This is a genomic window from Pseudoalteromonas sp. S1610, assembly GCF_005887465.1.
Classification (GTDB): domain Bacteria; phylum Pseudomonadota; class Gammaproteobacteria; order Enterobacterales; family Alteromonadaceae; genus Pseudoalteromonas; species Pseudoalteromonas undina.
The window spans coordinates 1-9,172 of the sequence record NZ_PNDI01000082.1; the positions used below are offsets into that span (position 1 = coordinate 1).

The window sequence follows — 9,172 nt, forward strand, 5'->3', positions numbered from 1 at the left end:
CGGCGAAGGTAAATGTGGTGGTAGCCACTAAACTTTTCTTTTTCCGATAAGTGAGAGGGCCATTAGGCCCTTTTTATTTAATATGAGGTTTTATTATGGCTCAAAATCAAACGCCTAACTTTGGCATGGTCGGTTTAGGCTTGCGAAGAGAAATGCTAGATGAGCTTGAGCATGTCATACCAAAACAAATTGAGTTTATGGAAGTGGCCCCAGAGAACTGGTTAAAGCTAGGTGGGCGCTTTGAAAAGCAATTTAAGCAGTTAACTAATAATAATCACTTTGTTTGTCATGGTTTATCTCTTTCTATTGGCTCACCTGAACCGCTCGATATTGAATTTATAAAGTCGTTAAAATCTTTCTTTGATAACCACGATATTAAAGCTTATAGCGAACATCTAAGCTATTGCTCAGGTAAAGGCCATATGTATGACTTAATGCCAATTCCTTTTACTGAAGAAGCGATCAAACATGTCGTTTCTCGGGTTAAGCAGGTTCAAGATATATTAGAGCGACCACTTGTGCTGGAAAATGTGTCTTATTATGGTGCCCCTGGTCAGCAGCTATCAGAGCTTGAATTTACCAATGCTATTTTAGAAGACGCAGACTGCCAGTTGCTATTAGACGTTAATAATATTTATGTGAACTCGATTAATCATGGTTATGATGCGCAAGCGTTTTTAAGTGGGCTACCAACTAATAAAATTGCCTATTGTCATGTTGCAGGCCACTACAATGAGGCTGATGACCTTATTATAGATACTCATGGCGCAGATGTTATTGACCCTGTCTGGCAATTGCTCGATAGCGCATATCAGGCACATGGTGTTTTTCCCACACTGCTAGAGCGAGATTTTAATATTCCGCCTATTAACGTGTTAACCAAAGAGCTGGATATAATCCATCAATTACAGGCAAAGCACCTTAAGTTGTTATCAACAGCACAAAGTGCTTAGCTGTTTGAATTTAATAAGTACTTGCTATTTTAGGGTTTTATAAGAGTCGTTATTATGAGTTTTATCGATGTGCAAAATGAGTTTATGGCCCATATTCGAGAGCCTAATAAGCAGCCGTGTCCAACCGATGTTGAAGACAGACGAATGGCTATTTACCGAGATCTGTTTTTTAATAATATTAATGGCTTTGTTTCATCGGCATTTCCAGTTTTAAAAACACTTTATAGTGATCAACAGTGGCTATTACTGGTTCGTCAATTTTTTAGTGAACATGATTGCCAATCTCCTTATTTTTTAGATATAGGAGAAGAATTTATTACCTATTTAATGACAAGCTATGTACCTAGAGAGTCTGATCCGGTGTTTATGCTGGCGCTAGCCCATTATGAATGGATTGAGCTTGACGTGTCTGTAATGAAGGCTGACCCCCGTGAGCTCCCTCTAAGCACTAATAAGCTTACTCATTCTCCTTTGTATTTATCTAAAACAGCGCGTAACTTAAGCTACGACTATCCAGTGCAACATATAAGTGAAGAGTTTCAACCTCAACAGCCTTCAGAGCAGCCGTATTTCTTTGTTGTTTACCGCGATGAGAGTGATGAGGTGCAATTTTTGGCCACCAATGCCATGACCGCCATGCTACTGTCTATTATTGAAAATGAAGCGGGGAGTACGTTTGAGCAGGTTTGCCAACAGGTTAGTGAAAATGCACCACAATTTAATCTTGAGCAAATAACACAAGGGGCACTGAGTACCTTAACAGCTATGGCACAGCGGCAAATTATAGTGACAAAAAATCAATACTAAGCTCTTTATTGATTATTTCACATCGTCTATTATAGCGCCTTTATTTGTTGTGCTTAATAAAAGGTTGTACCCATGTCAGATGATAAAGACTTTAAAGACCCGTTCAATGCGGCTTACTTTTTTGCATTCTTAGCCGTATTTGCTGGAATAGGGTGTTTAAATGCCATTTTAGGTTGGATCACCAGCTTAACTTAATCAGGTTTTATTTTAAGGCTGTTGTTTTTCATCAGCCTTACATTTTTATCACTTCCCTCTCCCGACACTTTATAATTATCGCAAACTCGCAATTTACGACCACTTAAGGTTATAATCACCTGCTTTGTAATATTAATCATTGAGCAGTTAAAATTATGACTCAAGTAACACCAGCAATTATCAAAAACAGCATTACTACAATTGCTGATTATCCTAAAGCGGGCATTATGTTTCGCGATGTAACAACCCTAATGGCAAACCCTGAAGCGTTTAAAGCAACCATAGATGCATTTATTGACGCTTATAAAGACCAAGGTTTTACTAAAATTATCGGCACTGAATCACGTGGCTTTATTTTTGGTGCTCCGCTATCTTATGCTTTGGGAATTCCTTTTATCCCTGTTCGTAAACCAGGTAAATTACCGCGCGAAGTTATTCGCCAAGATTACCAACTCGAATATGGCGAAGATACACTAGAGCTTCATACTGATGCGATTGTAGCCGGTGATAAAGTCTTGTTAGTTGACGACTTGTTGGCGACCGGTGGTACAATTGAAGCAACAGCCAAGTTGGTTGCAAAATTAGGCGGTAACGCCACAGATGCTGCCTTTGTTGTATCACTTCCAGAGCTTGGTGGTGAGCAACGTATTGAAAAAATGGGCATCAATATTTTAAAATTGGTTGAATTCGAAGGCGAATAATCGATGAGTTATCAGGTTCTAGCGAGAAAATGGCGTCCTCAAACCTTTCATGAATTGGTTGGGCAGTCTCATGTAAAACAGGCGCTGGTAAACGCGCTGACTCAAAATAGACTGCATCACGCTTATTTATTCACTGGAACCCGTGGTGTTGGTAAAACCACCATTGCCCGTATTTTTGCTAAAAGCTTAAATTGTGATGAAGGTATATCTGCCACACCATGTGGTCAATGTAGTAGCTGTGTTGATATAGAGGCAGGGCGCTACATTGATTTACTCGAAATAGATGCGGCTTCACGCACTAAGGTTGAGGATACGCGTGAGATACTTGATAACGTTCAATATGCGCCAACGCGCGGACGTTACAAAGTATATCTAATCGATGAAGTACACATGTTGTCAAAGCACAGCTTTAATGCGTTATTAAAAACGCTTGAAGAGCCGCCTGAGCATGTGAAATTTTTGCTCGCAACCACTGATCCTCAAAAATTACCAGTGACTATTTTATCTCGCTGTTTACAGTTTAATCTGAATGCATTGTCGCAAGCTGAGATTAAGCAACAGCTTGAGTATGTGCTTACCCATGAGCAGCTTAATTTTGATAATGATGCGCTAAGTATTATTGCCAAAGCGGCCGATGGTAGTATGCGAGATGCATTAAGTCTGACCGATCAGGCTATTGCTCAAACAAATGGTGATATTAAAAATCAAGCTGTACAAGACATGCTTGGTTTAATGGACACCCATTACAGTCAAAGTTTACTTGCGGCATTATTAGCGCAAGATGGCACAGCCTTGATGAATGAAGTTGCTCAAGTCGCTAGCCGAAATCCAAATTACATTGCGCTGCTTGATGACTTAATTGCGCTAACGCATGTGATTCAATTGAGTCAATTAGTCCCTGAAGCAGCAGCGCTTGATAGCAATAACGCCGATTACATTGAGCATGTTGCAGCGCATACCCATGCCCAACAAATTCAAGTGTATTACCAGTTATTACTCAATGGCAAAAAAGATTTACAATGGGCACCTGAGCCTCGTTTAGGGTTTGAAATGATTATGCTCAGGTTATTGGCATTTGAACCTACGCAGTTGCAAACCAATCAACCTGAACCTAGCTCACAAGCTGCGCCAGAGCAAAATAGTGCAGGGCGTGCTAATGCACTGCGTGATATTTTAAATAAAAATAAACCAGCGCAGAGTAATGCTCCTCAAATTCAGCCATTAGCAACTAATACGCAGCCAACAAAAGCCGATGAGCCTGAGGTTTCAAAGCCTGATTATAGCCAAACACAGAATGAGCAAAGTTCGATACAAAGTCAGCCTCAAATTGTAGATACCCCTGTAATAAGTGATGAACAAGCGCAGCGTCAAAGCGAAGATGATGCCTACATGCAGCACAGTGATGTAGAACAAACTATTGCCGCACAATACGATGATGTAATGAGTAGCGCTGTTGATCAAGGGTTTAACCCTGAGTTAGCAAATGCCACAAGTAACGCAGATCAGTCTGCGTCATCAATGGGTGAGCAAGAAGCGCGAGCACAGTCAGCAATAGCGCGTATTTTACGCGATAGAAACATTTCGGGTGCCGGTAAGCTTTCAAGTGCCGCAATTGAAAAGCCAACTGAAGAAAAACCAGCACCGACAAAATCCGATTTTAGTCGCCCGCAGAGCAATGAAGCACAAACTGTATCACAGCAGCCACCACCATGGGATAATGAGGTGAGCGATGACCTGCAAAAAAAGCCTCAGCTCCCAGCACAGGGGAGCCGAGCTCAGGTAGCAAATAAGCCAGCGAGTAAAGTTGACTTTAAAGCAAAGCATCAAACGATTACTGAAAATTTAGCACCGGAGCTATTAGAGCAAATTAATCCGCAAAAACCAGCACCTGTTGTTGAACAAGAGCCAAGCATTCCGATACCTGATGATTTTCAAAGCCCAATTAGTGAAATCAGATTTGCCCATCAACAAGACGAATGGGCCTATTTAATAAAGCGTATGGGACTTGGCGGACGCATGCGCCAGTTTGCATTGCATTCAATTTTTACCAAACAAGACAATCATTTCCATATTGAAGTGGATGAATCGCAAAAGCACTTAGATACGCCAATGTTACGTCAAAAGTTAAATGTGGCGTTATCAAGTATTTATGGACACAACGTTGAGCTTAATATTGATTTTGCTAGCGGGGTGATTGACTCACCTTATTTGATTCAACAAAAAATTGATGCAGGTCGTCACCAGCAAGCGATTGATGTGATCACCGGCGATGAAAATATAGTACAATTTCAACAGCTATTTAGCGCTGAAATTGACGAAAACAGTATTCAGGCATTGTAATTAACGACCAGTGCCCTTATTTATACTCCAGTTAATGTATTAAAAGAAAGAGAGACGATTATGTTTAAAGGTGGAATGGGTAACATGATGAAGCAAGCGCAGCAAATGCAAGAGCGCATGCAAAAAGCCCAAGAAGAAATCGCAACGATGGAAGTGGTTGGTGAAGCCGGTGCTGGTTTAGTAAAAGTAACCATGCTTGGCAACCACAATGTTCGTCGTGTTGAGCTTGATGAAAGCTTAATGGAAGACGACAAAGACATGATTGAAGATTTACTTGCAGCAGCGTGTAATGATGCTGTTCGCCGTGTTGCTGAAGAAACTCAAGAGCGCATGGGCAAAGTAACAGGCGGTATGCAATTACCACCTGGTATGAAAATGCCGTTCTAAGCAACTATGCAACTTTCAGATAGTTTAACATCGCTAATAGAAGCACTTCGTTGTCAGCCAGGTATTGGCCCGAAATCTGCTCAGCGTATTGCATTTCATTTATTAGAGCGCGACCGCAAAGGTGGCACTCAGCTTGGGAATGCGCTAACAAAAGCGATGACGGCTGTAGGGCATTGTCAGTCGTGCCGCACGTTTACCGAGCAAGCACAATGTGATATTTGCTTAAGTACTAAACGCCAAGATAGCGGCATTTTATGTGTGGTTGAGTCGCCTACAGATGTGTTAGCGATTGAGCAAACAGGCCAATACAAAGGACTCTATTTTGTATTAATGGGACATTTGTCACCGATTGATGGCATAGGGCCTAAAGAAATTGGTCTAGACGTGCTTGAGCAAAAGCTTGCGCATGGCGGTATTAATGAAGTTATATTAGCCACTAACCCTACGGTTGAAGGTGAAACAACGGCTCATTATATTGCCCAGCTTTGTCATAAATACAAAGTGGGTGCATCGCGAATAGCTCATGGTATTCCTGTGGGTGGCGAGCTTGATTTAGTCGATGGCACAACCTTAATGCATGCATTTAGTGGCAGGCGCTTAGTCAGCCATGAATAGTTTATTTTAAGCTTAACTATTTGAACTTACTTTAAAAGCCTACATACATACTGTAGGCTTTTTTGTTGGCTTTAATTGCAATATAAACAAAAGTTTAAGGATGGTATGGCTGCAATAACTCAAAGTGCTAATGTGATTGTTGATGACTTTATCGCACCTGTTTGCCATGAACACATAAAAATTATTTATCAAGATGATGATATTTTATTGATCAATAAACCTAGCGGCTTGTTGAGCTTGTCGGGTAAAAACCCTCTTAACTGGGATTCGGTTCACTATAGGCTTGTTAATGGCCAACAAGGCGTTACAGCAGCGTTTCCTACTGCGATATTACCCCACCGTTTAGATTTAGGTACCTCCGGAGTGATGGTGGTAGCACTTAATGAGCAAGCAGCTAAAGCACTGAATCAGCAATTCCAATCCCGAAGTGTTAAAAAGCAATATCGCGCAATGCTCTTTGGATTGGTTGCTGAGCCTCAGGGAGAAATTACTGCACCTATAGCAAAAGATAAAATGTTATTTCCGAAAGTGAAAATTTGTCACCAGAGCGGCAAACCCTCGCGCACTCAATTTAAAGTGGTTAAACGCTTTAACAAAGAGCAAAAAACTTTGGTCGATTTTACTCCTATAACTGGACGCACTCATCAACTTAGAATTCACAGTTTAATTTTTGGCCACCCTATACTAGGATGTGATTTATATAAAAATGATTGCAGTGATCTGGGTGCTCAACGATTATTATTGCATGCCAGCGATTTATTTTTTGTGCATCCATGCACTGATAAGCCAATGCACGGGCATGCCACAACGCCTTTTTAGTTGATTAAGCCCTTTAAAGTGTCTTTGAATGGGGTTTTTTATTTTTTTTACTTGAACTTCTCACGGCTCACCCCATATTAAGTGCATAACGCAGACACTTTGCAAATTGGAGATACATAAATGACTGCAGCACAAAAAGAAACATTAGGCTTTCAAACAGAAGTAAAACAACTATTAAACTTAATGATTCACTCGCTTTATTCAAATAAAGAAATCTTTTTACGCGAGCTTGTATCAAATGCATCTGACGCAGCCGATAAACTACGCTTTTTAGCCCTTTCAAACGGTGACCTTTATCAAGGTGATGCAGATTTACGCGTACGTATAAGCGCAGATAAAGACGCTAACACAGTGACCATTTCTGATAATGGTATTGGTATGACGCGTGATGAAGTGATCAGCTCATTAGGCACCATTGCTAAGTCGGGTACGGCTGAATTTTTCAAAAACTTAACGGGCGATCAAAGTAAAGATTCACAGCTTATTGGTCAATTTGGTGTTGGTTTTTACTCAGCATTTATTGTTGCTGATGAAGTGACTGTTCGTACTCGTAAAGCAGGAGAGACAACAGCGGTTGAATGGCAGTCAAAAGGTGAAGGCGAGTACACGCTACAAGAAATCGAAAAAGAAGGCCGTGGTACAGATATTATTTTACATCTTCGTGAAGAAGAAAATGAATATGCAGATGAATGGCGTCTTCGCAGTATCGTAACTAAATACTCTGATCATATTTCTACACCAGTACAAATGTACAAGGCAGAAGTACCTGAGTCTGAAGGTGAAGATGGTGAAAAAATTCCGGCTGTTCCAGGTGAGTGGGAAAGCATTAACCGTGCAACTGCATTATGGACACGTGACAAATCAGAAATCTCTGAGGACGAATACAAAGAGTTTTATAAGCATGTAAGCCACGACTGGGAAGATCCGCTTAGCTGGGGACATAATAAAGTTGAAGGTAAAACTGAATACACCAGTTTGTTATACATTCCAAAAAAAGCACCTTTTGATTTATGGAATCGTGAGCGCCAAAGTGGTTTAAAACTTTATGTTCAACGCGTGTTTATTATGGATGACGCTGAACAGTTTATGCCAAGCTACTTACGTTTTGTTAAAGGCTTATTAGACTCAAACGATTTACCACTAAACGTATCGCGTGAAATTTTACAAGACAACAAAGTTACCCAAGCTATTCGTAAGGGGTGTACGTCGCGTATTATTAAAATGCTTGAGCGTATGGCTAAAAACAAAGCCGATGATTACCAAACATTTTGGAATGAATTTGGTCAGGTAATGAAAGAAGGGCCTGCAGAAGATGCGACCAACAAAGAAAGCATTGCTAAATTACTGCGCTTTTCATCAACGCACACCGACTCAGAAACTCAAGATGTTTCACTTGAGCAATACATTGAGCGCATGAAGGACAGCCAAGATAAAATTTACTATGTGGTTGCTGACTCATTTATTGCTGCTAAAAATTCACCGCACTTAGAAATCTTCCGCAAAAAAGGTATTGAAGTACTATTACTTAGCGACCGTGTAGATGAGTGGATGATGAGCCATTTAACGGAATTTGGCGAAAAGCAATTTCAGTCAATTACCCGCGGTGATCTAGATTTAGGTAAGCTAGATGACGAAGAAACTAAAAAAGCACAAGAAGAGTCTGAAAAAGAAGTTGCAGGCTTGGTTGAGCGTATCAAAACTGCATTAGGAGATGATGTTAAAGATGTACGCTTTACTCACCGCTTAACCGACTCTCCAGCGTGTGTAGTGAGTGATGACAATGACATGAGCTCGCAAATGCAAAAGCTAATGGAGTCAGTAGGTCAAGCTGTTCCAGAGGCTAAGCCTGTGTTTGAATTAAACCCAGAGCACCAACTGGTTAAGCATTTAAATGATGAACAAGACGAAGATAAGTTTGCACAGTGGTCACATGTACTACTAGACCAAGCCTTGCTTGCAGAGCGCGGTACGCTTAAAGATCCAACTGGATTTGTAACTCGCTTAAATAAACTTATGCTTGATTTAAGCAAATAAGTATAAAAATCAATGATTGAGTAAAAAGGGAACGTCTGTTCCCTTTTTTATGCCCTGCTCGAAGGGTTCTGCCTAAGGGCGATTTACTCTTTGTTGCTTACATGGATATAGGCAGGGGGTGAGCAGGACGCGGAAGCTTTACTCGGTTTTTACTTAGCCCACTAGGTTACAAACCTCGCGCCGCGATTAAATTGCCCCTAGTTTGAACAAATATCAATCCGCAAAGGTCAACAGACCCTAATTATGTTAAATTGCACTGTATTTCATTTCGCTAATAGCATAACGGGTATTTATATAATAAATAACCCGATGCTTTTTCAC

9 protein-coding genes are annotated in these 9,172 nt (G+C 40.7%); all 9 read left to right on the top strand.

Annotation, left to right across the window (positions count from 1 at the left end; genetic code table 11):
* The first annotated feature begins 95 nt into the window (after positions 1 to 95).
* The 9 genes from CWB77_RS17560 (at position 96) to htpG (ending at position 8,851) form a co-directional block, all read left to right on the top strand.
* Positions 96 to 953, top strand: a complete 858-nt coding sequence (locus CWB77_RS17560; RefSeq protein ID WP_138623827.1) for an HvfB family MNIO-type RiPP peptide maturase — start codon at positions 96 to 98, stop codon at positions 951 to 953.
* A 54-nt stretch (positions 954 to 1,007) separates the two neighbouring features.
* Positions 1,008 to 1,760, top strand: coding sequence for an HvfC family RiPP maturation protein (locus CWB77_RS17565; RefSeq protein ID WP_138623829.1), 753 nt, complete (start codon positions 1,008 to 1,010; stop codon positions 1,758 to 1,760).
* Positions 1,761 to 1,832: 72 nt separating this feature from the next.
* Entirely contained in the window at positions 1,833 to 1,955 is a 123-nt protein-coding gene (locus tag CWB77_RS18760; RefSeq protein ID WP_008109320.1) for a hypothetical protein, read from the top strand.
* A 155-nt stretch (positions 1,956 to 2,110) separates the two neighbouring features.
* A complete protein-coding gene (apt, locus tag CWB77_RS17570; RefSeq protein ID WP_008109316.1) occupies positions 2,111 to 2,656 on the top strand; it encodes an adenine phosphoribosyltransferase in 546 nt (181 codons plus the stop codon).
* Positions 2,657 to 2,659: 3 nt separating this feature from the next.
* A complete protein-coding gene (gene dnaX, locus CWB77_RS17575) occupies positions 2,660 to 4,996 on the top strand; it encodes a DNA polymerase III subunit gamma/tau (protein WP_138623831.1) in 2,337 nt (778 codons plus the stop codon).
* 60 nt (positions 4,997 to 5,056) lie between these two features.
* Positions 5,057 to 5,383 carry a YbaB/EbfC family nucleoid-associated protein gene (locus CWB77_RS17580; protein ID WP_010388590.1) on the top strand — a complete coding sequence of 109 codons (327 nt, stop codon included), beginning with the start codon at positions 5,057 to 5,059 and terminating at the stop codon, positions 5,381 to 5,383.
* Positions 5,384 to 5,389: 6 nt separating this feature from the next.
* Positions 5,390 to 5,998, top strand: coding sequence for a recombination mediator RecR (recR, locus tag CWB77_RS17585; RefSeq protein WP_010388591.1), 609 nt, complete (start codon positions 5,390 to 5,392; stop codon positions 5,996 to 5,998).
* A 105-nt stretch (positions 5,999 to 6,103) separates the two neighbouring features.
* The gene (locus CWB77_RS17590; RefSeq protein ID WP_138623833.1) at positions 6,104 to 6,817 is read left to right on the top strand and encodes an RluA family pseudouridine synthase; all 714 of its coding nucleotides are present in this window, start codon (positions 6,104 to 6,106) and stop codon (positions 6,815 to 6,817) included.
* A gap of 120 nt (positions 6,818 to 6,937) precedes the next feature.
* A complete protein-coding gene (htpG, locus tag CWB77_RS17595) occupies positions 6,938 to 8,851 on the top strand; it encodes a molecular chaperone HtpG (protein ID WP_138623835.1) in 1,914 nt (637 codons plus the stop codon).
* Positions 8,852 to 9,172: the final 321 nt, after the last annotated feature.